The organism is Nevskia ramosa DSM 11499 (assembly GCF_000420645.1).
Taxonomy (GTDB): Bacteria; Pseudomonadota; Gammaproteobacteria; order Nevskiales; family Nevskiaceae; genus Nevskia; species Nevskia ramosa.
In genome coordinates this window covers 885,670-908,643 of record NZ_ATVI01000006.1, presented here as the reverse complement: position 1 = coordinate 908,643, position 22,974 = coordinate 885,670, and the positions used below count along the sequence as shown (strand labels likewise).

At 54.1% G+C, this 22,974-nt stretch carries 19 protein-coding genes; 4 read left to right on the top strand and 15 right to left on the bottom strand.

Annotation, left to right across the window (positions count from 1 at the left end):
* Nucleotides 1–23 precede the first annotated feature (23 nt).
* From G513_RS0111050 to G513_RS0111035, 4 genes are read left to right on the top strand one after another with little or no spacing between them, the layout of a single operon-like run.
* Complete coding sequence (locus G513_RS0111050) at nt 24–719, top strand: MBL fold metallo-hydrolase (protein WP_022976907.1); 696 nt, start codon at nt 24–26, stop codon at nt 717–719.
* Nucleotides 720–723: 4 nt separating this feature from the next.
* On the top strand, nt 724–2,496 hold the full coding sequence (locus G513_RS0111045) for a SulP family inorganic anion transporter (RefSeq protein ID WP_022976906.1): 1,773 nt from the start codon (nt 724–726) through the stop codon (nt 2,494–2,496).
* Nucleotides 2,493–2,939 (top strand): YeeE/YedE family protein, encoded by a 447-nt coding sequence (locus tag G513_RS0111040; RefSeq protein ID WP_022976905.1) that lies wholly within the window; start codon nt 2,493–2,495, stop codon nt 2,937–2,939. Before G513_RS0111045 ends, G513_RS0111040 begins: the two co-directional genes overlap by 4 nt.
* The gene (locus tag G513_RS0111035; protein ID WP_022976904.1) at nt 2,936–3,355 is read left to right on the top strand and encodes a YeeE/YedE family protein; all 420 of its coding nucleotides are present in this window, start codon (nt 2,936–2,938) and stop codon (nt 3,353–3,355) included. Before G513_RS0111040 ends, G513_RS0111035 begins: the two co-directional genes overlap by 4 nt.
* Nucleotides 3,356–3,452: 97 nt before the next feature.
* Here the strand turns inward: G513_RS0111035 and ahpF are convergent, their stop codons facing one another.
* The 15 genes from ahpF to G513_RS0110965 form a co-directional block, all read right to left on the bottom strand.
* Nucleotides 3,453–5,042 (bottom strand): alkyl hydroperoxide reductase subunit F, encoded by a 1,590-nt coding sequence (ahpF, locus tag G513_RS0111030; RefSeq protein WP_022976903.1) that lies wholly within the window; start codon nt 5,040–5,042, stop codon nt 3,453–3,455.
* A 151-nt stretch (nt 5,043–5,193) separates the two neighbouring features.
* Nucleotides 5,194–5,757, bottom strand: a complete 564-nt coding sequence (ahpC, locus tag G513_RS0111025; RefSeq protein ID WP_022976902.1) for an alkyl hydroperoxide reductase subunit C — start codon at nt 5,755–5,757, stop codon at nt 5,194–5,196.
* A 147-nt stretch (nt 5,758–5,904) separates the two neighbouring features.
* Nucleotides 5,905–6,810: a pseudouridine synthase gene (locus G513_RS0111020; protein ID WP_022976901.1), complete on the bottom strand. Its 906-nt coding sequence runs from the start codon at nt 6,808–6,810 to the stop codon at nt 5,905–5,907.
* A 392-nt stretch (nt 6,811–7,202) separates the two neighbouring features.
* Nucleotides 7,203–8,627 (bottom strand): MBOAT family O-acyltransferase, encoded by a 1,425-nt coding sequence (locus G513_RS0111015; protein ID WP_022976900.1) that lies wholly within the window; start codon nt 8,625–8,627, stop codon nt 7,203–7,205.
* A gap of 54 nt (nt 8,628–8,681) precedes the next feature.
* Complete coding sequence (locus tag G513_RS0111010; RefSeq protein WP_022976899.1) at nt 8,682–10,112, bottom strand: MBOAT family O-acyltransferase; 1,431 nt, start codon at nt 10,110–10,112, stop codon at nt 8,682–8,684.
* Nucleotides 10,113–10,115: 3 nt separating this feature from the next.
* The gene (locus tag G513_RS25485) at nt 10,116–11,282 is read right to left on the bottom strand and encodes an alginate O-acetyltransferase AlgX-related protein (protein ID WP_084711457.1); all 1,167 of its coding nucleotides are present in this window, start codon (nt 11,280–11,282) and stop codon (nt 10,116–10,118) included.
* A 29-nt stretch (nt 11,283–11,311) separates the two neighbouring features.
* Complete coding sequence (locus G513_RS0110995; RefSeq protein ID WP_156891545.1) at nt 11,312–12,205, bottom strand: tetratricopeptide repeat protein; 894 nt, start codon at nt 12,203–12,205, stop codon at nt 11,312–11,314.
* Nucleotides 12,202–13,308: a mannuronate-specific alginate lyase gene (locus tag G513_RS25480; protein WP_169560609.1), complete on the bottom strand. Its 1,107-nt coding sequence runs from the start codon at nt 13,306–13,308 to the stop codon at nt 12,202–12,204. Before G513_RS25480 ends, G513_RS0110995 begins: the two co-directional genes overlap by 4 nt.
* Nucleotides 13,309–13,312: 4 nt before the next feature.
* Nucleotides 13,313–14,707 carry an alginate O-acetyltransferase gene (locus G513_RS25475; protein ID WP_084711455.1) on the bottom strand — a complete coding sequence of 465 codons (1,395 nt, stop codon included), beginning with the start codon at nt 14,705–14,707 and terminating at the stop codon, nt 13,313–13,315.
* A gap of 26 nt (nt 14,708–14,733) precedes the next feature.
* A complete protein-coding gene (locus tag G513_RS25470) occupies nt 14,734–15,357 on the bottom strand; it encodes an alginate O-acetyltransferase AlgF (RefSeq protein WP_156891543.1) in 624 nt (207 codons plus the stop codon).
* Nucleotides 15,358–15,400: 43 nt separating this feature from the next.
* A complete protein-coding gene (locus G513_RS25465) occupies nt 15,401–17,041 on the bottom strand; it encodes a right-handed parallel beta-helix repeat-containing protein (RefSeq protein WP_084711454.1) in 1,641 nt (546 codons plus the stop codon).
* On the bottom strand, nt 17,029–18,432 hold the full coding sequence (locus G513_RS25460; protein WP_169560607.1) for an alginate export family protein: 1,404 nt from the start codon (nt 18,430–18,432) through the stop codon (nt 17,029–17,031). The genes G513_RS25465 and G513_RS25460 overlap by 13 nt, the downstream gene beginning before the upstream one ends.
* Nucleotides 18,429–20,192, bottom strand: coding sequence for a tetratricopeptide repeat protein (locus tag G513_RS25785; RefSeq protein WP_156891541.1), 1,764 nt, complete (start codon nt 20,190–20,192; stop codon nt 18,429–18,431). Before G513_RS25785 ends, G513_RS25460 begins: the two co-directional genes overlap by 4 nt.
* Before the next feature lie 4 nt (nt 20,193–20,196).
* Nucleotides 20,197–21,372 carry a PilZ domain-containing protein gene (locus tag G513_RS0110970; RefSeq protein WP_084711452.1) on the bottom strand — a complete coding sequence of 392 codons (1,176 nt, stop codon included), beginning with the start codon at nt 21,370–21,372 and terminating at the stop codon, nt 20,197–20,199.
* A 37-nt stretch (nt 21,373–21,409) separates the two neighbouring features.
* Nucleotides 21,410–22,948 (bottom strand): glycosyltransferase family 2 protein, encoded by a 1,539-nt coding sequence (locus tag G513_RS0110965; protein WP_022976891.1) that lies wholly within the window; start codon nt 22,946–22,948, stop codon nt 21,410–21,412.
* Nucleotides 22,949–22,974: the final 26 nt, after the last annotated feature.

Here is a 22,974-nt window from a genome sequence, read left to right as displayed (position 1 = left end):
TAAATAAATAGCCCGAGATCATCATGCTTTTTCGCCAGTTCTTCGATCCCGTATCGAGCACCTATACCTATCTGCTGGCTTCCGGGCAGGGTCGCGAAGCGCTGATCATCGATCCGGTTAAGGAGCAGACGCAGCACTATCTCACTGCCCTCAATGACCTGGACCTGAAGCTGATCCGCGCCATCGATACCCACACCCACGCCGACCACATTACCGCGCTCGGCGATCTGCGTGATGCCACCGGCTGCGTGACCATCATGGGCGAATTCACCAAGGCGAGTTGCGTATCCGAGCAGATTCGCGAAGGCGAGACGATCCGCATCGACGGCATTCGCCTGCAGGCGCTGTACACGCCCGGCCACACCGACGAGTCATTCAGCTTCGTGCTCGATCCCGCCAAGCCGCGCGCCGTGTTCACCGGCGATGTGCTGCTGATCCGCGGCAGCGGCCGCACCGATTTCCAGGGCGGCAACCCGCACAAGAGCTGGGATTCGATCGTCAACAAGCTGTTCCGGCTGCCGGACGAAGTGACCGTCTACCCGGCCCATGACTACAAGGGCTGGAACGCTTCGTCGATCGGTGAGGAAAAGCGCCACAACCCGCGCCTGGCCGGCAAGACAGAAGGCGAGTACGTGGTGATCATGAACGGCCTGAATCTGCCCAACCCGAAGATGATGGACATCGCCGTGCCGGCCAATCTCGCCTGCGGAAACGCTTGAGCCGGTGAGCACCACGACGCGGCGCAAGCCAGGGCGAGGACTGCTGCCGCTACTCGATGACCTGCGCAGCGGTGACCGCGCACAGTTCACCCAGGACGGCATCGCCGGCACCATTACCGCGATCCTGCTGATTCCTCAGGCGCTGGCCTATGCCCTGCTGGCCGGCCTGCCGCCGGAAGTCGGCCTGTACGCGAGCGTGCTGCCGGTGCTGGTCTACGCGTTGCTCGGCTCCAGCCGCACGCTCGCGGTGGGCCCGGTCGCGGTCGCGGCAGTGATGGTCGCGGCGGCGCTGACGCCCTATGCCGGCGGCGATCCGACGAAGTACTTGAGCGGCGCCCTGATCCTGTCGGCACTGTCCGGCGCGATCCTGCTGGCGATGGCCGCACTCCGTCTGGGTTGGCTGACCCATTTCATCAGCCATCCGGTGCTGGCCGGCTTCACCACTGGTGCGGCGCTGTTCATCATTGGCACCCAGCTGTCCGGCCTGAGCGGCATCCCGGTGCCGCGCGACGTGCATCTCGACGGCATCCTGATGGCGCTGTTCAAGCAGCGCGGCGCACTCGATGGCGAAACCCTGGCCTTCGGGCTCGGCGCCATCGTGCTGCTGCTCGCTGCGCGCGGGCCGCTGGTCGGCGCGCTGAGCAAGGTGGGTATCCAGCGCGAGCACGCGGTGATCATCGGCCGCACCGCGCCGCTGCTGCTGGTGATTGCCGCCACCTTGATCGCCGCCGCCTTCGATGCCCACGGGCGCTGGGGCGTCGCCGTGGTCGGCAATATCCCGCAAGGCATTCCGGCGCTGTCGCTGGATTTCCTGACGCAGGACGGCTGGCGGGTGCTGCTGGCGCCAGCGGCGATGATCGCGGTGATCGGCTACGTCGAAAGCATCTCGGTGGCCAAGGCGCTGGCGTTCCGGCGCAACGAGAAGATCGACCCGGACCAAGAACTGATGGCGCTCGGCGCCACCAATCTGATCGCCGCCTGCGCCGGCGCGATGCCGGTGGCCGGTGGCTTCGCGCGCTCCATGGTCAACTTCGATGCCGGCGCGCGCACCCAGCTCGCCGCCGTCATCACCGCGCTGTGGGTGGCGCTGGCCGCCGCGCTGTTCACTGGCCTGCTGGCCAGCCTGCCGAAATCAGTGCTCGCCGCCATCATCGTCGTCGCCGTCTGGCAGCTGGTCGACTTCAAGCATCTGCGCCACACCTGGCGTTATGACCGCGGCGATGGCGCGGCCCAGGCGGCGACCATTGCCGGCGTGCTGCTGGCCGGCGTGGAGACCGGCCTGATGATCGGCGCCGGTCTGTCGCTGCTGCTGTTCCTGTATCGCACCAGCCGGCCGCACATCGCGGTGGTCGGCCAGCTCGGCACCACCGAGCACTTCCGCAACGTACGCCGCCATGAAGTGCGCACCTGGCCCGGCGTGGTGATGCTGCGGATCGACGAAACCCTGTATTTCGCCAACGCCCCCAGAGTGGAATCCGAGCTGCAGGCGCACATCGTCGAGGCCGATCGGCCGCACGACGTGGTGCTGATCATGTCGGGCGTTGCCTATGTCGATACCAGCGGGCTGGAAGTGCTGGAGACGCTGGAACAGGCACTGAAGCAGGCTGGCGGCCGGCTGCATCTCGCCGAGGTCAAGGGCCCGGTGATGGATCGCCTCACCGGCACCGATCTGCTCGCGCAGCTCGGCACAGAACGCGTGCATCTGTCAGCCCACGATGCCGCGCAGGCCATCGAAAACCCTATTCTTTCCCAACTCGTTCCGGAGCTGATTCGATGAATGTGCTTGTTGATACCGATGCCTGGCTGCGCGCCATCGGCGGTGGCCTGCTGATCGGTTCCGCGGCTGGCCTGATGATCATCTTCAACGGCCGCATCGCGGGTGTCAGCGGCGTGCTCGGCGGCCTGGTGCTCGATCGCAGCACCGGCGAACGCCGCTGGCGGACGATGTTCCTCGGCGGCATGGTCATCGGTGCTGCGGCGCTGACCGCGTTCGCGACCTCGCTGCCGGTGCCGCAACTGCAGACCGGCTGGCTCGGCATGGCCGCGGCCGGCCTGATCGTCGGCTACGGCACCCGCATGAGTTCGGGCTGCACCTCGGGACATGGCGTCTGCGGCATTGCGCGCCTGTCGATGCGTTCGATCCTGGCGACGATCACCTTCATGGCCTTCGGCGTGCTCACCGTCTATCTGATCCGCCATCTGATCGGAGGCCCGGCATGAAAACCGCGCTGATCGCTCTGCTCTCGGGCCTGCTGTTCGGCGCCGGCCTGGCCTTGGGCGGCATGACCGACCCGGCCAAGGTCGCGTCGTTTCTCGATGTCGCCGGCCAATGGGATCCATCGCTTGGTTTCGTGATGGGCTCGGCGCTGCTGATCACCTTTCCGGTGTTCTGGTGGGTGCGCCGCAGTCAGCGGCCGCTGTTCGCCGAGCGCTTTCAGCTGCCGACCAAACGCGACATCGACCGTCCGCTGCTGATCGGTGCGGTGCTGTTCGGCATCGGCTGGGGCATCTCCGGCCTGTGCCCGGGCCCGGCGATCGCCAATCTCGCTTCCGGCTCGCCACAAGTGCTGCTGTTCGTGGTGACGATGATCGCCGGCATGTGGCTGCGGGATCGGACTTCAACGCGGCTGAGTTAAAGCGAACTCGCGGCGCTGCGGGCAAGGGCCGCCAAACGGTGTGACACACAAAAAAATGCCGCGCGCGAAGACCGGCATTTTTTGTCCATCGCCCGGCTTACGCGGCCTTGCGCGCTGCTTCCGGCACCGCCATGCGGATCAGGTGATCGAAGGCGCTCAGCGCCGCTTTCGAGCCTTCGCCCATCGCGATGATGATCTGCTTGTACGGCGTGGTGGTGACGTCGCCAGCGGCGAACACGCCCGCCATCGACGTTGCACCGCGCGCGTCGACGATCACTTCACCGCGCGGGCTCAAGTCCACCGAGCCCTTCAGGAAGTCGCTGTTCGGCAGCAGGCCGATCTGCACGAAGACGCCTTCCAGTTCGACCGTGTGGATGTCGCCGGTACCGCGATCCTTGTAGTTCAATCCGTTGACCTTGGCTCCGTCGCCAAGCACTTCGGTGGTCTGCGCCGAGGTGATCACGCGGACGTTCGTCAGGCTGTTGAGCTTGCGCTGCAGCACCGCGTCGGCCCGCAATTGGCCATCGAACTCGATCAGGGTGACGTGGCTGACGATGCCGGCGAGATCGATCGCCGCTTCGACGCCGGAGTTGCCGCCGCCGATCACCGCCACCCGCTTGCCCTTGAACAGCGGCCCGTCGCAATGCGGGCAATAGGCCACGCCCTTGTTGCGATACTGGTCTTCGCCGGGCACGTTCATCTGCCGCCAGCGCGCGCCGGTGGCGAGGATCACGGTCTTGGACTTCAAGGTGGCACCGCTGGCCAGCACGACGTTGACCATGTCGCCATCACTCGTGAGCTGGTCGGCGCGCTGCAGCTTCATGATGTCGACTTCGTAGTGGCCGACATGATTCTCCATCGCCGCGACCAGCTTCGGACCTTCGGTTTCCGGGATCGAGATCAGGTTTTCGATGCCCATGGTGTCGACCACCTGGCCACCGAAACGCTCGGCGACAACACCGGTACGAATGCCCTTGCGCGCCGCATAGATCGCCGCCGCCGCGCCGGCCGGGCCGCCGCCGACGATCAGCACGTCATAAGGCGCCTTCTCTTTCAGCTTCTCGGCTTCGCGAGCAGCCGCGCCGGTATCGAGCTTGGCGAGGATTTCATCGACGCCCATGCGGCCCGCAGCGAACACTTCGCCATTGAGGAAGATGCAGGGCACCGACATCACCTGGCGTGCATCGACTTCGGCCTGGAAGGCACTGCCTTCGATCGCGACATGCTCGATGTTCGGGTTCAGCACCGCCATCAGGTTCAGCGCCTGGACGACGTCCGGGCAGTTCTGGCAGGACAGCGAGAAGAAGCTCTCGAACTTCAGCGGCCCGCCATCCGAACCGCGGAGCGACTTGATCGCGTCGATGGTGTCGGCACTGACCTTTGGCGGGTAGCCGCCGGCCTGCAGCAGCGCCAGCACCAGCGAGGTGAACTCATGGCCGAGCGGCAGGCCGGCGAAGCGCAGGGAAATCTGCTCGCCGGGGCTGCCGATCGCGAACGAAGGCGCGCGGATCGCGGCGTCCTGGGTTTCGCGGACGGTGATCTGGTTCGACACGTCGGTGATGTCGGCGAGCAACGCGAGCATGTCGCGCGAGCCCTCCGAGCCATCGGTATTGGCAACGATCTCGAGCGGGCGGGTGAGGCGCTCGAGGTAGCCCTTCAATTGTTCCTTCAGGTCTTGGTCAAGCATCGGAATACTCCGTTCGAAATCGATACTGGAAATTGGTAAAACGGGGCGCCGCAGGAAACAAAACGCCCTACCGCCACGAGTGGCAGCGGCAGGGCGCCGGTTGCACAGCCAGTGCCGGGCCAACGTCGCCGTCGGCCCGGAGCAGGATCGTTTAGATCTTGCCGACGAGGTCGAGCGACGGCTTCAGCGTCTTCTCGCCTTCCTTCCACTTGGCCGGGCAGACCTGCCCCGGGTTGGCAGCGGTGAATTGCGCGGCCTTCAGCTTGCGCAGCGTTTCCGACACGTCACGAGCGATCTCGTTCGAGTGGATTTCCAGCGTCTTGATGACGCCTTCCGGATTGATGATGAAGGTGCCGCGCAGGGCCAGACCTTCTTCGTCGATGTGCACGTCGAAGGCGCGGGTCAGCTGGTGGGTCGGATCGCCGACCAGCGGGAACTTGGCCTTGCCGACCGCCGGCGAGGTCTCGTGCCAGACCTTGTGCGAGAACTGGGTATCGGTGGTGACGATGTAGACCTCGGTGTTCGCCTTCTGGAATTCGGCGTAGCTGTTGGCGGCGTCCTCGACTTCGGTCGGGCAATTGAAGGTGAACGCGGCCGGCATGAAGATCACCACGGACCACTTGCCCTTCAGCGAAGCTTCGGTGACTTCAATGAACTTGCCGTTGTGGAAGGCATTGGCCTTAAACGGCTTGACGGCGGTGTTGATCAGCGACATGGGCAATTCCTGTTTCGGGAGGGATGAGTACTCTGCGGGAGCATATTGAACATTCAACGGACTTTAGCCAAATTGATTGTTAAAACCTAATGAATAGATTTTCTCTATCGCTGAGCCAGAGGTTGCGCGGGCACGGACGCCTCGCGACTACAAGTCTCGCACGCTGTCGAACTGCCTTGGCATGCCGCTGATCGGGTCCGTGAACGCCAGCCTGCGAGCCAGCAGCTTCAGCGGCAGCGCGTAGTTGTCCTCGGCATCAGCCGCCACTCGCAGGTTCGGATACCAATCGTCATTGACGATCGGAATACCAAGCCCCGCCATCTGTACCCTGAGCTGATGCTTGCGGCCCGTTACCGGCTGCAGGCGATAAAGGCTCAGATCGCCACGCCGCTCGATGACTTCGATCAGCGTTTCCGCATTCGGTTCGCCATCGACTTCCTGCTGCCGGAAGAATGGCTCCCCAGCAACGATGCGGCTGCAATGACGCAACGGGAACTGAAGGGCAAGCTGCGTCGGCGCCAGCGCTTCGTAGGTCTTGGTGATCTGGCGGTCCGCGAACAGCGCGCTGTAGACGCCGCGAGTCCGCGGATTGACCGAGAACAGCACCAGCCCGGCAGTGCCGCGATCAAGCCGGTGCAGCGGCACCAGCTGCTCGATGCCGGTATCGCGCCTGAGCCGGCTGAGCAGCGTTTCCTGTACGAAACGGCCGGAGGGGATGGTGGGCAGGAAGTGCGGTTTGTCGGCGACCAGCAGCTGCTCGTCCTGATGAACGATCGATGCCTCGAATGGGATCGGCGTTTCCGGCGGCAGTTCGCGGTAGTAGTGAATGAGCCGACCGGCAGCGAAAGCGGCGTCCGGAACGAGCTTTCCGTACTCGGCATCACTGACTTTGCCTTCAGCCAGCCGTGCCCGCCAGACCGTGCGGCCGACATCTGGGAAGCGCTGGTCGAGGAAATCGAGCAGAAGCACCCAGGAGCCGCGCGGCAGGCGGACGCTGCTGGCACCGACGCCGGCAATCAAAAGAGGGCGCAGCGGGGCGTCCGAAGCAGTCATGAGCGGGACGCGCGGCTCGGTCGAGCAGAGTCGAAGCAAACAGACAGCGACATTCCGATTTTAGACTGCCTCCGTCATTCAAACCAGCTCCCAAGGCCGAGGTGCGCCGTGACGCTTGATTTCCTCCACACCGCGCCAGTGCAACAGATCGAGAAGCACCGCATCAGCACCAAACTCGTCTGAGTGCTTGATATCGAGCGCATAAACCGTAGCGCCCGGGTCATGTGCTCGATCGCGGCGATGACGCTGAAGCGGAACACGGGCGACGCTTCATCGCGACCTGGCCCCACAGCTCACGAACTTGTCGCAGGGTAAGTTCTCGACCGGCCAGACCTTCTGGCACGTATCGCTCCCAGTCTCGATGCCCGGCCGGCGGCCTTGAATTACGGCTATTAAAACTGGAAATAAAGGAAAGCCGAATAACCTTGAGCAGACAGTTTCATGATCGACAAGAAAAACAATGGCAACAGGAATACCAATATCGCCGCTGTTTGAACTCGTTGAGAAGGCGCTTTAAGTCGTGGCCCAAATTCGCGAAGTCCTTCGACCAACACCACCAGGATAGCCAGCAACAACATTCCAACCTGAAGACCAGAAATCTTTGTCAGCATGGGATCGGTAAAACCCCCAATGTTCTTCATAAAGAACATAGCTTGATACATACGCCACGCATCGTTAATGCTTGCTGCGCGAAACACCGTCCAGCTCACCATTACAAGAACGAAGGTGATCGTCCAGCGAACCAGTCGAAACTGCTTGGGTGCACCGCTGATCCCAAGGACGCGCTCGATGAAGATCATGAATCCCTGCATCGCTCCCCAAACCAAGAACGTCCAGTTGGCACCATGCCAGACGCCGCCAAGGAAGAACGTAATAATCACGTTCCGGTGCGTCGCCATATTGCCGTTACGGTTGCCGCCAAGCGGTATATACAGGTAGTCACGCAACCAGCTCGAAAGACTGATGTGCCACCGGCGCCAGAATTCAGTAATGCTTTGCGAAATGTATGGCGCTTTGAAATTTTCCATGAATCGGAAGCCAATCATCAGGCCCAAGCCGATGGCCATATCGCTGTAACCGGAGAAATCAAAGTACAACTGCACGGTGTAAGCGAACGTGCCCAGCCAAGCGTCAGCCGTAGAGGGATTGGTCAACGAAAAACAATAGTCCGCAAGCGGCGCAACCGTGTCCGCAACAATAACTTTCTTGACAAATCCCTGCATGAATCTCGTCGCACCACGGCCGAATAGATCGGCTGAGTGCTCGCGCTGTTCGAACTGATCAGCAAGATCCTTGTAACGAAAGATCGGTCCCGCAATAAGATGAGGGAACAGAGAGACAAAAGTAGCGAAATCGACAGGATGCTTGGTTGCCTTGGCATCCCCGCGATAGACATCAACAATGTAACTGATCGATTCAAAAATATAGAACGATATGCCAATCGGCAGCAGCACCGACGTCATTGAAAACGGCTCAAAACCAAAGCTCGCGACCAGATCATTGAAGCTGGACACACCAAAATTCGCGTACTTGAAATAACCAAGTACACCGAGATTTATGACAACGCCAATCTTCGTCCAGCGCAACGCTCGCGGCTGCCCGACGCCGGCGTTACCAATAGCCGCACCAATGAAATAATTGAAAACAGTGACGGCAGCAAACAATGCCAGAAAATCAAGGCGCCACCAGCCATAGAAAAAGTAACTTCCGGCGAGGATCGCGTAGTTGCGCATCCTCCGCTTGTTCGGTGTCAGGTAATAAACCGACAAAAACAAGGGAAGAAACAACAACAAGAACACATTTGACGAAAAAACCATTGATCTGAATACCCGTTAGTTGCTTCTCGTCAGCGGAGATTAGATGTTCGCGCTTCAGAACTGGAAGTACAGGAATGCCGAGTATCCCTGTGCGGATAACTTCGTAATTGCCAAAAAGAACAGCGGTGTCAACAAAAACAGTGACGAAACAATCCGAACACGCTCACTCCCGAGCTGAATCTTGGGGCCGTACTCGCGAAGGCCCTCAAATACCACAAGCGAATAAGCGAGTATCAGAGTCACAATCTGCATTGTTGTGATCGCGCCAACAAACGGCTCACTGATCCAACCGACATCCTTCATGAACAACATTGGTTGATACATCTCCCACGCCCGCGACACCGTCTCAGAGCGGAACAGCACCATGCTGAGAGTTACCGCAACCAGGAACGTTGGAATCCAATGGCGGAACTTGAATCCCGTTGGATTACCGCTGATTCCCATGACGCGTTCGGCCAACAGGAGGCCGCCCTGCAGTGCCCCCCAAAGCACGAAGGTCCAGCTCGCGCCATGCCATATTCCACCAATAAGGAAGGTTCCAAACGTCATCATATGCAGTCGCCTTCTAGTCTTTCGACCAGAACCACCGAGCGAATAGAAGACATAGTCACGCAACCAATTGCTGAGACTGATATGCCATCTACGCCAGAACTCAGTGACACTCTGGCTAATAAATGGTTTGTTGAAGTTCTCAACAAACTTAAATCCCATCATGAGACCAAGGCCAATGGCCATGTCACTGTAACCGGAGAAATCGAAGTAAAGCTGAACCCCATAAGCCAAAACACCAATCCAAACGTCTGCCGTGCTTGGCTCAGGCATGGCAAAACAGTAATTAACCAGCGGCGCCAACGTATCCGCAATAATGATTTTCTTGATGAAACCCTGCATGAAACGAACTGAACCGCGTCCGAACATGTCAAATGAATGGACACGGTACTCAAACTGCGGCGCCAATTCCTTGTAGCGGAACAGAGGGCCCACGATCAAATGTGGAAAAAGCGTGATAAATGTAGCGAAATCTACGGGATGGCGAGTTGCTTTAACACTGCCACGATAAACGTCGATGACGTAGCTAATAGACTCGAATATATAAAAAGAAATACCGATCGGCAATAACAGTTCAGATAAGCTGAAAGGCTCTAATCCCGTCGCAGAAATAATCGAATTAAAACTCTCGATTCCAAAATCGCGATACTTGAAATATCCCAAAACGGCAACGTCGACTGTGACGCCGAACCGCATCCACCGACGCGCCTTATCCGTTCTCGCCCCAGCGGCGCCTATCTTCTTTCCTACGAAATAATTGAAGAATGTGACGAACACCAAAAGCGATAAAAAATCAATCCGCCACCAACCGTAAAAAATATAACTCGCTGCGAGAATTACATAGTTACGAAGACGACGGGTGTTCGGTGTCAGGTAGTAGGCTGAAAGAAACAGCGGCAAGAATAAAAACAAAAACGCGTTCGAAGAAAAAACCACGGGTTATCTCTGGTTCAGCTTCTTCAGCCTGGACAACAGGTCCTCCGGCAAGGGAATTCCTTCGAGAGCTGCTTTACCGAGCAATGATCGTTCAGGAATCTCCCAAATCACCAGTCTCGGCTTGTGCGAGGCATAATCTGTGCCGGTAAGATACTGGGCCATTGGAGGAAATGGCCCGATGCCTTCTTTCGAATAGTCGGCAAGCGACTCGTTCAGAAACTCGCTTAAATAACCTTCAAAGTTCCAATGCTCGTTAGCTGTATAGCTGGTACCAACCAACGATACCTCTGGCAAAGAGTCGTCTCCGAGCAGATCGGCCGAGTCAACGGGCTTGCTGACCGCTTTCGTGACTACGGGCGTGTAGACGTCAAGTTTCGGCATCAGCTTAGGGAACATGGGCTCCAGGGGAAGAAAAGATAGCAAATCGCCCTTTAACGAAGTCTGTGGAAGTGTCTCCGTATAAAACGCTTTTTCATCTTTTGCTTTCGGCGCAAGTCCCTTGGCTGAAAGCGCAGCGACTATCGCCCGCGCCGCCACCTGAGTTCCTAGTGGGGTCCAATGAGTATCCGTACGGAAGTATACTTCTCCAGCAGATTTTTCTTGTTTGAGAAGCTCTTCTATTCGTACGAGGGTCGTCTCATTTTCATCAATAACCTCAGAAATCTGCTTGGCCACTACTGCATGAGCAGTCGCCTGCCTTCTGCCGCCAGTAAACTCGGGATAGATGTGCGCTTTTTCTGGAACTACGACAATCGCCAAAGGAATAGAATCAGCGGCAAGTTTTGCTTGAGTCCAACGAATAAATTCCAGATTTGAATCGAGAATTCCCTGCCAGCGCGGCAAAACATGAAACTCCTCATTGGTGTAAAGCCAACCATCTGTTCCAAGAAGAACTCCGAATTTACCTTCATTGAAAAGAACCAACTGTGCTGCAGTCCATAAGTTGATGCTGGCCGTACGCAATGGAAATTCTTTATCGAAATGGTCCTCGAAGTTCCGCACTAGCGCGCCGTTGAGTATCGGAACCGGAGGCGCTCTGTAAGACAGCACAGATGGAATACTGAACATCGATAGCGTAGCTACCATCAGGGCAAACACGATGCCGACTATCGCGTAACCATAGCTGGCTTTGGTCCCTTCTGCTTGCACTGATGTGTTACTGGAACTCATTGATATTCCCTGATTACGCAAACAATTTTTTAATTTGACACACTGGGCTTGGCAATTTTCGTGCCATCTGTTTCTATCCTAGCTAACGACGCTCTAATCTCTGTTGCTTCGGCGACATCTGACGGATCACTTTCGACGAGCCCAAGAAGACGCAGATAAAACTCATGGGCATCATCAAAGTTGCCAATAATCTCCGAAACCCATCCCATCCGGCGAAGCGAAATCTTCACGTGCTCCAAACTCTCTGGCTCGGCCGAAGCGGTATCCAGCAGTCGACGATATGAAGCCATCGCTCCTACATATCTATTCTGTCTCTCAAAAAATTCCGCGTAGTGCAGTTGCGTTCGCAGCAAAACAGAACGATGAGCGACTTTGGTCGGATCAAGCTTCTCGAGCGCAGAGAGGTAACCTTGCATTGCTGCCCTTGGTTGGCCAAGGGCAGCAAGAATGTCCGCGTGTTTCGACAGCAGATCAGCTTCCTGAAATGAATCCCTCGGAACCAATGCCTGCTGCCTTTTTAACGCGTCTCGCATCAGTATTTCGGCATCAACAGACTTTCCGCGGAACATGTCAGCTTCGGCCTGGCGCACGCGTAATTCCTTAACTTTGACTTGATCATGGAGACTTTCAGCGACGTCAGCGGCTTCGGTATACAAGTAGAATGCATCAGGATACTTACCCTGGACCCATTCGAGATCGGCCTCATTAATAATGCTATGAAGATATAGTTGTGAAAGTCCCAAGAGATTCTTGACGTTTTGCCTTACACGTCTGCAGACCTTTCCTGCCTGTTCGTAGTCCTTGGTAACGTTAATTTCGTGTTCACAGTAGGAGATGAATTGCTGAGCCTGCTGTTCGTTGGGCAAGGCTAATGAGGAATAAGCAGCCAGAACAGAACCCAGCAATAGTTTTAGCATTCTCATCTAGTCAACCCTTTGGAGAACATTACAGTCAGATCGCCTCCCATCCGAGTTGATTGCAAAGGCCTGCGTTTATCTCGCTGCGACAGCATGTCTGTAGAACAAGCGACGACGGCACAATATGGTTCAAGCCAAGCATAGTTTGTTGCTGAATTGGAACTGATCTCTTGCTTCGCTCCAGTGAGAGCTTCAAAGCTCTCCGGATTACTCAGTCCCCGAAAAACAGATTCAGCCAATTTGGTCAAGGGTGCATCTTTACTTGTTGGGACAGATACGTCGTTGTAGTGTGCAAAAGCGGCAATCATCACCAGCGGAGATAGCGCATAGGCGTGATAACTTAAAGCTCTCGAACGACGAAGTAATTCGTTTGGCAATAAACCATCCGTTGTCACCTGCTTTTCAAAAAGTCGATAGATAGACAAACCATAATCAAAATATTTCTTATCATCGATGGCAAGACCGGAAGCCACCAACGACCACGCCGCCCAGTAATAATGATTATTGATTTTCTTATCCGCGACATCAAGCGGCCATTCTCGCATTACAAGATCGGCCATCTTCCGAATCCAAGACTCAATTACCCTTTGATCAGACTCGCGGCCAGAGAATAGATCCGGTGATTCATGTTTGACTCTGAAATAAGATGAGCTAATTGACGCAAGTACCCACTTCCTTACCGACTTCCCGGTATGTGTCGTTGACTGCCCAAGCAGCGCGCCGTCGTTTGCCCATTTACTCAACCAAGTAAGAAAACATTTTCCGCTACCACTAGACCGAGATCTAACGTAACGATTAGCGATAGATACAAGCCCTTTTTCGTACTCCGTTATGTTGCCGGTGGCATCTTTATAACGCTCTTCTGCATCGCTATTTAATTCATCTCGAGAAGAACCAGAACCCTCATACTTACTCGGAAAATCTAACGCTGAAACAAATGCAGTCGGAACCGAAGCGCAGTCGCCATCAACGCCTGCTTCAGCTTTGACTACTGTGCCATACGGATTTTCTGATTTTTCTGGTACCGGAGCGGCAGTAGCACATCCACACGCAAAAACAAAAAAGGACAACTCGAATATCTTGCCGACGTTACAGAAAACACGACGCATATACCTATTCATGAGAGCAAACCGTCGTAGCTACTTCTGTGTTCGGTGGCGTTGGAGTATTACTTTTAATTCTTATAGAAACTATCGACTGATTCTCGGTATCTGGCAGATAATTTGTCTCGAGAACAAATCTACCATTCATGTTCGTATATGCGTTGTATTGACTATTAATAGTCTGAAATCTTCCATCTGCATACCAAACTTCCGCCTGTATCTCTCGAATATTCGGATCAGAAAACTGAAAATCAAACCACAAATTCTTCGCCGGAACGGTAATAAATGCACCACTTCCGTTAACAACAGCTTCAACGGGCTCAGTTTTCTGCTCAAGCTTGGCAGTTCCTTTCAAAAGGGCTTTCTTGCCCGCACAGCCATTACTAACCAAAGGAATTAGCCGACGCATCACCGTTGTCGTGGTTCTCTGCAATTGCTGATACGGGAATTCCCAAACAATAAATTTGGGGGGGGTCTGCTGATAAAGATCGGAGACAAGATACTCAGACATAGCTCCGTCAAAGCCGCCACCCGATTTTGCAGCTTGGTAAATGTCGGTCTTTAGTGCACTTCTCAAGAAGCCGTGAAAATTGTAAGCGGGGGTTGCACTGAAACTTGTTCCAACTAAGGCAACCTCAGGCGCAGACGCATCACCGAATAAATCGTCCGTTGCCGGAGTTTTTGTCTGATAAGCCGGCCCATACTCTACTGGATATCGAACACCACAGAGAGTATCCACGACCTGAGTCATCGTTCCCTTTGATCCAGTCAGACCCGTTTGAAACGTAGTGAACTCTTTAGGCGTAAATGTGAACCCAGCACCATGAATCTGATTGGCAATCATCTGCGCGGCCCGCTCCGAACCGGCTGCCTTCCAATGACCATCGCGCTTATAAAAGTATTGTGTTCCCTGATTATTGCTAAAGACACTGCCGTCAGCGACGATAGCACCGGCATCTCTTAACTTGCTAACGAGCTCACTGTATCTTCGTTGTAGTTCTATAAGATCATATTTTGCACGGGCTTCTGGCGGAATCATCGCCGACTCAACCAATCCTCGCGGAGGCTGAGGAAACATCAGCACTGTTGATCCTTTGGCCTTCAACGCATCAATCAAGCGCTTGAGTGATGGCCAGAGATCCGGATCATTAGGCTCAAACCATTGAAGCTCCGCATCTGTCCGAAAGAGCCAACCGTCTTTCCCTTCTACAACGACGCGATAGCCCCGCATATACTCACTTACGTAGGCGGCTCGATCTTCAACTCGCGGACAAACTGAGCAACAAACTTCCGCACCGTACTCCGGAACGCCACCCACGGATGGTTCATCCGAAACGTCTGCCATTGCGGTCCGAGCAATTGCCAAGAAAACGCATAGGATAAGTGCTGGAAATTTGTTGCTCATACGAAGACCTATTTAAATAGACGGTGTTATTTCTGCTCGTCCCAAGTGAGAACTGGAACTGCGGAAGTGCCTCCTACAATCAAACTGGAAGCCTTGCCACGTTCGAATGTCACTGACGGAACATCCATGATTTTCTTATCGCCTTCAAAAAGACCAAGCGAAACAGATAGCGGGTTGATTTCTCGCTGTCCCGCTTTGAACGGCTCGACGGCGTCGAGAACCGTCACTTTTCCATCCGCCGTTTTCAGAGACAACACTTTATCGGGAAATAAGTTCATCATTACTACCATTGCTTTCAACTGGCTCTTGAAGCCTTCGAGCACAAAGCTCTTCATCGAGTCAGGAAGATAAGCGATGCTGTAGAAGCGATCACCTTCAAGCTTGAAAGATTCTTTTCTAGAACCTAGCTGCACCGGATACTCGCCGGGCGGCAGAAAAGAAAACCGCCCTGCAGTGAACGCCGGCAACGGTGCTTGAGCAACTTCACCAATAAACCCTGCTGGACTTTGTGCTGGCGTCGCATTGAGAATTCTTACGAATGCGGAACCAGGAGGAGCGCCTTTAGCGTAAAGCTGAGCATACGCGTGGGTCGGAACGACAAATACAAGGACAGCAACGAATAGCTGGAACAATTTTCTGATACTAAACATTAGATTCTCCTGTTTCACGCGAATTAGATTGGCAAGGTTAAAGTTACTTTGATTCAAGTATCACAACTTTTTTCTTGTTTAAAACAATATCAAGAAATTCAACTTGAAATGTATGCAACATGCCGCCCAATCTGAATCCCAAATCCCGCTGCGGCGTTCGAAGGTCAACGTTGTAATAAATCACTTTTGTTGGAAGATCAATTCCAAAAGGACCACTTCCATTAGACGTATACTGCCCACCTATCACAGTTAATCCCAATTTCTTTTGAAATGGATCTTTCACAAAGTCTCTAACGGTACCAGACAGATCTACCGCTGCCCCGTATATTCCGGTCAAGCCATTAGCTAAAGCAACATTGTCTCTGACCTGTACGTCAGTGCTATTTCTTATTCGAATTCCGTGGTTTATATTTCCGGAAACCACGTTGTCCCATACCAAGTTCTTCGAACTTTCGGAGATAACGATCCCATCAGAACCGTTCTTTGTTGCAATGTTGTTAGCGATAACATTTCCGCTGCACTGACGATCCAGAACAATTCCGGCCTTGTGATTATCGTGAGTTCTATTTCCGAATATCCAGCTGTTGCTTACTTCGCGGGAAATGATAATTCCGTGCTTGATCTTTGTTCCATACACGTCATTGTTTGCAATAATCAATCTACGCGAACGATCGTGAGGATCAAATCCGTACAGAATGTTGTTCCGCATTATGTTGGAGTGCATGACAACGTCATCGGCCTCCCATGTATAAAGGCCGTACCACAGATCTTCGATCGTGCTCTCAATAATCCAGCCAGTTGGGCGCGGCCAGACTCTGGACTGCATTAAGGTTTTGCTGTAATTCGACAACGACAAGCCGTAAGCTTTAGGGACTGCGTATCCGAGATGCGCAATCCTTGCTCTGGCTACATATAGTTGAGACCCCCCCCAACTGACGATGAAAGGGCGATATTGCTTCGGATCCTTTAACTCGGCGGGAGCACGCTTCGCTTCGCTCCAGCCAACGATCCCCGAATCCAATAGAACTAACTGTCCTTCTACGGCTAGCAAAGCACCCTTCTCGGTACCTAAGCGAAGCTCTTTTGTAGTTTTATCAATTAGAAAAGTTGAGCCGTGCCGAACCAGTATCGGCAGTCGTGATATGTATGTTCCCGTGGAGACCTCTTCAAAAAACTCACGAGGAATCGATTGGGCAATTTCGCCGGGTGTCACCAAACCATCTCGAATGATAATTGCCTTAAGCGCGCCGCCCTGAAGCTTGGCAAATGTTTCCAGTCCAACAGAAAAATTATTTGTCAGCGCCTTAAAACCCGGTTCTCCTACCAAAGTGCCGAGAAATGCAACTCCTTTCTTGGAGCGGTTTGTCTTCTTTAAAATTGCCGGATAGTTATAGACACTCAGATCCGGGAGCTTCGGTGCTTCGAAGGCTAGCAATGTCTTCGGATCTGATTCCTTTAACGTATACGCCGCGCGAATCTCAGTTTCCGTCAACTTGCTTGTCTTGCTGGTGTTTGTGCTGTCGTCAGCACCGTCCTCGCCGTAGGACTCATCATTCAGCTGAAGATCTGCATCAGGCGCTTCGTCTTCGAGAACAGCAGTCTGCGCGTAGACGCAAGATCCCATCAACGAGCAAAAGATGAGAAATATTGGCGGAAAACGTTTCAACGCAATCAGAACCACCATAGCGTGGCCTCAATGATCACGCGATAGTTGACGTCAGATCCTGGCGCGTACGCTCGGCCTGGGTTGAACAAAGATGCCCTGAGCCGAATCGCCGATCGCGGATCTTCTGTGACGTCGCCTCCGTCATCTTCTTGGCTTGTCAGCAGAGTGCCCTTTGTCAAAAAATGACTTGCGATGAAATCAACACCGTAGCCTACGTCTCCAGAAGTGTTGTTAGTTGGCGCCGAGATATTGTTGGTAACAATCGGAGCCCGCTTATCGTCCTTATCAAATTTCTGGGCTACAACAGCAAATTCATCCGAAGGCATTGTGAATGATGCATACACACTCGCAACTCGGAGATTGCCTAGCTGGGCACGCAAGGCTTCGTTGTATCGATAAACGCTAGTAGTAATACCCGTGAACTGAACTGCGTTTCCTTGTAGGCCACTCTGCCTGTATTGACTTTTCCCGCCACCTCCGCTGTAGGCATACTCTGCCCCGAAAGCTACAGGTGCAATAAACGGGCGCCAACGAATAGCCGCGGTACTTGCTACAGCAGCTATTTCCTGCTTGCTGAAGCCTGAAACAAACTTATTCGGACTCAGACCAGCGTTAATAGTGTTTCCAACGAGATAAGTAACATCACCCCAGTACTGCAGTGGCGTCGGACTTTTAGGATTCAAATATCCATTGCTTAAATACAGACCAAGCCACGTAAGATTGACTTCTTCAAGCTTTGGATCAGACCCAACTGCTTCTCGGGTAGAGGGAAATCCATTAATGTCTCGTGCGTGCATAGCGCGAAAACCGATTTGATGTTCCGGCCTCCAATCGGTAGCTATGTTTGCATGACCATAAATGCGATCCCTTAATTCAGACTGCAGTTCAATTCCATCGGAACGATAAGCCGAGAATTGATGGGAAACACCTGCACTAGATGTCAGCTGTGTGGTGTTAAACACCCAGTAAACAGCATCAAGATCCCGGCCGAGCCAAGACCGGTCATTCTCTCTGATGATCTGATGGCCGAGACGCACGGACTCGCCCGGATAACTTGTGAAGCCGCCATATCTTAGCCAAGCTTCATCCAGCTTCACAAAGCTCTTTGTCTCTCGCTGGAGAGTAGTCTGCGTTTCATCGCTATCAAGCACGTCTCCCGTCGGCAGGAAAGCTCGCCCACGGAAATAGAACGTCCATTCCTTGTTCAACTCCACAGAGACACGCGGAGAAATATTGAGATAAAGCACTTCATTACTCGAGAGATTTCCCTGTCCGAGATCTCGCGCGCCGTCCGCCTGCCCGCCGATAGCGGTCCGCAGCGCGGTACTAATCTCTATTGCTTCTGCGTTCCCACTGGCGATGAGCGCGCCGTTAACAATCAATGCCGCCCAAAGAGGTTTTTTTTTCACTGTGGACGTCCTCGCGAGTAAATGTCCGCAGGAAGCGGTTGTTTCAATTTTGGCTGAATGGCTCTTTCGAGCTTGTAAAGGTTTTCCGCTTGAGCGATTTCAGCAGTTGTCATGTCAGTCGTGATTTGATCGATCAACTTAATTTGCACGATGTCGAACATATCAGCGGGCGGTAGATTGAGTTGTATCGTTTTGAATTGTTTTAATTTTCTGATTCTCTGAACCAGCGGCTTTCCACCGTCAGCGGATCTCTTCGCAAATACGTAAGCATTGACGCGATTGATATGGATTCCTGGCATACCAACAAACATCCTCGCCAGACTGGCATAAGCTTGTGTCGATCCAGCTCGGGCTGACTTGAGGTAGTACTTCATGGCAATCTGCGGATCAGGATTGCCTAGCATCCCAAGTGCGTAAATACGCCCTAGCTTCGAACTAGCCCTTAGTTCGGTTGCCGTATAACCGAGGCATTTCCGATATAACTCGATAGCCTCAAGTGGCCTACGCTGCTCTATTCGTGTACTGCTGAAAAGAAGATCCGCCAGCGCCGATACTGCTGCAGGTACACCAGCGTTCGCAGCTGGCTTCAGCGCCGCCTCAAGGTCAAGCTCCGGCAGAAGGAATGGATATCGCGTCGCCGTGATAGCCGCTTCCGTTACAAAATCAGGCCCTTGCTTAAGCATCCAGCGAAGAATCTTGTCTGCCAGATCGACGACCTGCAGAGCTTGTGTTTCGGCTGCCACATCTGCTGGCGCCTTACCCTGCTGCTGGGCTGCTTTATCGTCGACTACGACGTCGTTCGCCCCGGTTCCAGGCGGAACGTCTCCCTCAAAATCATCGTCTTCAAAATCCAGGTCTGCTGGATTTGCGTTAGCAGTCTGCTGACTCTCGTCGTCGAGCTCCTCATTAATCTGATCGACCATCGCAGCAGCCAGACCACCAGAGAGCGTTACATACTGAACCGGAGGCGCATAGAGCCTCGCGCTATCTGCAGGTCGAACGGACGCTGACCCGGCAGCAAAGGCTACCAAAGCCTCATCAATCAATTTATCGAGGCTTTCACGTTCTTTTCGATAGCGGTAGAAATGGGCAAGATCTATGAAGCAGCTGGGATCTTCCTTCACCAACTTCCTACAATTTGATTCAAGTAGAGCGACGTTACTGCCCACGGCAATATTGTTTCTAAACCAACTAAGCGCTTGGATATGCAATGATGGGAGATTGGACTTGAGAGCACGTTGCGCAATCCGATCGCCGTCATTGTTCTGGTCGAGATCTGGGAATTGCAGATATCGCTGAATTCGAACGGAATCTATTTCTTCGTCACCACGGCTATCAGCAACAGAAATGAGCGCGTCGATTTCTGGCAACAAATCTCGCTTGCCGTAACCGATCAATAGCTTGGCTAGAGACAGTCCTACCTCAGGGCGCGTCTTGAGGGCGAGACGATACCAGCGCTCAGCCTCCAAACGTCCGGATACCAAGCCTCCGTCAAGGTAAGTCGAAGCGAGCAGTATCATCGCTTCTGGATAGCCCCTCTCGGCAAGCGGCTTCAGATCCTTCAGGGCTTGTTCTGGATTGCCGGAAATACGCGCCTGCCGCCCGCGCTCAAGGTCAGGCAGGCCTTCGGTTTCGCTGATCAGCAGGCCATCTCCGCCCTTGGTCAATACAGGGAGACCCGCATTGAAGCCTACGGAGGAGCAACCCACCAACAAGGCAGTCGCTGATGCGGCCACAACACTGACGACGAACCGTTTCACTCAGTCACCGAAAGTACTTATGGAGCGGATCTACAAAGATCTCTACCGGCTGATCGATACGGGCAGTCTCGAGTTCTACATCAGGAGTAATAACCACGATGATGTCGGTGATTGCTGCGCTGGTGTCGAGGCCGTTGAGGTCATTCAGACCGTTGCTGTCGATCGTTGGTGCTGGCAATACCCGCAGACTGGTGACCTTTCCGGTCATCGTTTCTGGCGATCCGTTGACTCTCAGCACAACTTCGCGTCCGATAGGCAGATTCTTCATCTGGTCGTAGTGGAAGCGCGCAAGAATGTACGGCTTTGTTCCCTCTGGCACCAGCTCAAGAAGCGGCTGGTTACGGAGAACGTACTGTCCAGCGACAACAAACGATTTCTGAACAATGCAATCGCAAGGACTGGCAATCGAGCCTCTCAACTGCTCGCCGACCAGTTCGCTCAGTTGTTGAGCAGTCAGTTTGAACGATCCTGAAATGCCTTCGACCACCTGCAGCAACGCGGTTTCAAACTGGCCGGCAGCCTGGCCCTTCTTGATCGAACCATCCTGAGCAACCAGCGGAAAGAACGTGCCGTCTCGGGGCATGGTGATAGTGAAGGTGGTCGCTGCAACCTTGGCGGCTGTAGCGTGAGTCACAAACACGAGATCGTACAATTTGAACGTTGCGTAGCTGAATGCAACGAGGCCGACCAAAAGAGCAATGACGGTTCCCAGCAGCGCGCGCGCCTTACCGCCACCACTTAGACCGCTGCCAGCGCCGCGCGCGCGAACAAAGTTTTCTCGCGACAGCGTCGAAAGCATTTCACCCGTGGTCACAAGCTCGCCACCGATGAATGACGTCAATATCTGACGAAGGGCTGCCACTTCCTTGGTGCCCAACTCTTGAAAGACGCAACCTAGACGACTCGTCTGTTCGTCAATCGTGCGAACTTCAAAAGTTACAGGGATCGTGAATCCAACTGAGTCGACATTCAGAAGCACATGTCCGGAAAAGCTCGATCCCAATTTGAACTTCTCTGGTCCAGGATCGAAGCTAAATCCTCCGGCTGAGATATCGTGCAATTGAAACTGCTTTCTCACTCCTTCTGCCGAAAATTGTATCGTCGCCGGCAGTTTTACTCTGACGAACTGGCGTTGCGCTTCGGATTCGTGAACGATCCGGTTGGGGCTGGATTGAGCCATGCAAGTGTTTCCGTAGCGGAGAGAGGAGAGACAGCGATCAACCGAAAGTGGATTTGAAGGTAACGATAGTCAGAACCACAGCAGCGAAAACACTACACGCCGAGAACAGCATGATTTTGGAAGACAGGCTGTTAAAGCGTGAATGAAAGGGATCCAGATGCTTGGTCAACGTGGTTTTCTGACGAGTCCATGACTGCCGATCTGGGAAGAAGAAGACGACAATCTTAATCAAAGATCCCATGATCTGGTTGTAATACATCAAAGGCGGATACCAAGGACCAACTCGATGCCCAGCAGCCATCAGCATCACGCACATCAGACAGCGGGTGATTCCGATCCAGACGAAAAATAGGATCAGATAGTTGAAGTTGAATTGGATGCTGGCGAGGATAGCCGCCGACAAACCGAGCAAACCGGTCCACATCTGTACGCGCTGATCCTGCAAAACGTAATAGGTGAACCACCCTAAACGCCACGGGCCCAGTTCGCGCGCACGACCGTTCTGTCGGAGGGAATTTCCATACCAGCGGAACATGAGTGTCCTGCTGCTACGTAGCAGACTTGGATCGGGTGGATGCTCGATAGTTTGGATGGCGGCGTCAGGAAGATAGAACGTCCTCCAGCCATGACGAACAACACTAAACCAAGATGACTTGTCATCACCCGTCAGAAACTTCACACGGCCCAGTCGCCAATGCAGAATCGAATCGTTCTCGACGTCGGCGATAAATGAAGGCTGCGTAACGATCTGAGCGCGAAACACCGACATGCGGCCGGTAAGCGTCAATACCCTGCGGCTTAGTGCCATTGAGCACATGTTCAAATGCCGTTCGGCAAACCGCAACTTGTGCCATTCGTCCATCAAGGGCGAGCCAAGCACCGTACAGAATTCGTTGGTCGTCAACGCCCCGACGTCTGGTAGCTGATGGAATACTTGGGCGCATTTACGCATGACATTCGGCATCAGCACCGAATCACCGTCGATCACGGCCACTAGCGCGGTTTGATTCGGACAGTCTCTAGCAATGGCACGAAAGCCGAATGCCAGTCCGTCACGTTTTCCAGTACCCGCAATTCGAACGATCTTCAGTCTCACTCGTTCAGGCGGCTGATAGTTTTCCCATAGTGCCTTCAAGAGCAACTCGTCGCCATATTCCACAATCGAAGCAACAATAGTGCTCTCGTAGCCGCAATCTATTGCTTGCTCGATGATCGCCTTGTAGACCCGGGCTGTCGTCTCGGCATCAATGCGGAAGCTAGTCACCATGAAATAGGCATGAGACGGATCAGAAGCTGCACCAGCCTTCTCAGCCCGCTCCCGCAAGCGCGGATAAGCGACGTATAAAAACCACATTGCGCGAACGAAATGAACGCCTCGCAAGGCATAACGCCAAAGACCAATAACGCCAACGGCGACCAAGAAATGCGGCCCCACAGCATTGAGAGTGAATGCTGGAAGCAGCAATATCATGCCCCCGATCGCCGCGAGCAGCAGCAACCAACCGCTTAACTCCTTCCACGGTGCCAGCACGGATCCTTCGACCCGACTGTTGATCGTCTGACGATGCTTTGCCATTGAGAATATTCGCCCGTCTGGCTTTA